The organism is Streptomyces sp. SP18BB07 (genome assembly GCF_036322545.1).
GTDB lineage: Bacteria > Actinomycetota > Actinomycetes > Streptomycetales > Streptomycetaceae > Streptomyces > Streptomyces deccanensis.
Genome location: NZ_JAQYWT010000039.1, coordinates 1 through 1,263, shown reverse-complemented (window position 1 = coordinate 1,263; position 1,263 = coordinate 1). Strand labels below are relative to the sequence as shown.

General features: G+C 64.8%; 1 protein-coding gene. It reads right to left on the bottom strand.

Annotated elements, in window-relative coordinates; all coding sequences use genetic code 11:
* Positions 1-1,263: maltose alpha-D-glucosyltransferase (gene treS / locus PUR53_RS00100; RefSeq protein ID WP_329906944.1), on the bottom strand; the 1,263-nt coding region annotated here is incomplete at both ends.

Genomic DNA, 1,263 nt, shown 5'->3' with positions numbered 1-1,263 from the left:
GGAGGAGAAGCCGGCGTTGCGGTCGGGGGTCCACTGCATGGGGGTGCGGACGGCGTCGCGGTCGCCGAGCCAGATGTTGTCGCCCATGCCGATCTCGTCGCCGTAGTAGAGGATCGGCGAGCCCGGGAGGGAGAGCAGGAGCGCGGTGAAGAGTTCGATCTGGTTGCGGTCGTTGTCCAGAAGCGGGGCCAGGCGCCGGCGGATGCCGATGTTGGCGCGCATGCGCGGGTCCTTGGCGTACTCCGCGTACATGTAGTCGCGTTCTTCGTCGGTGACCATTTCGAGGGTGAGCTCGTCGTGGTTCCGCAGGAAGATGCCCCACTGGCAGTTCGCGGGGATGGCGGGGGTCTTCGCGAGGATTTCCGAGACGGGGTAGCGGGATTCCCGCCGTACCGCCATGAAGATCCTCGGCATCACCGGGAAGTGGAACGCCATGTGGCATTCGTCGCCGCCGCTGGCGAAGTCGCCGAAGTAGTCGACGACGTCCTCCGGCCACTGATTGGCCTCCGCGAGGATGACCGTGTCGGGGTAGTGCGCGTCGATCTCCTTCCGCACCCGCTTGAGGAAGTCATGGGTTGCGGGAAGGTTTTCGCAGTTGGTGCCCTCCTGCTGGTACAGGTACGGCACCGCGTCCAGCCGGAAACCGTCGATGCCCAGGTCCAGCCAGAACCGCAGCGCAGAGATCATCTCCTCCTGCACGGCCGGGTTCTCGTAGTTGAGGTCGGGCTGGTGGGAGAAGAAGCGGTGCCAGAAGTACTGCTTGCGGACGGGGTCGAAGGTCCAGTTGGAGGCTTCGGTGTCGACGAAGATGATCCGCGCGTCCTGGAACTGCTTGTCGTCGTCGGCCCAGACGTAGTAGTCGCCGTAGGGTCCGTCGGGGTCTTTCCTCGATTCCTGGAACCACGGGTGCTGGTCGCTGGTGTGGTTCATGACGAAGTCGATGATGACGCGCATGCCGCGCTGGTGGGCGGCGTCGACGAATTCGACGAAGTCGGCGAGGTCGCCGAATTCGGGGAGGACGGCGGTGTAGTCGGAGACGTCGTATCCGCCGTCGCGGAGGGGGGATTTGAAGAAGGGCGGGAGCCAGATGCAGTCGATGCCGAGCCACTGCAGGTAGTCGAGTTTGGCGGTCAGGCCCTTGAGGTCGCCGATGCCGTCGCCGTTGCTGTCCTGGAAGGAGCGGACGAGGACCTCGTAGAAGACGGCGCGTTTGAACCAGTCCGGGTCCCGGTCCTTCTGCGGCGTGTCCTCGAAGGTGTCCGG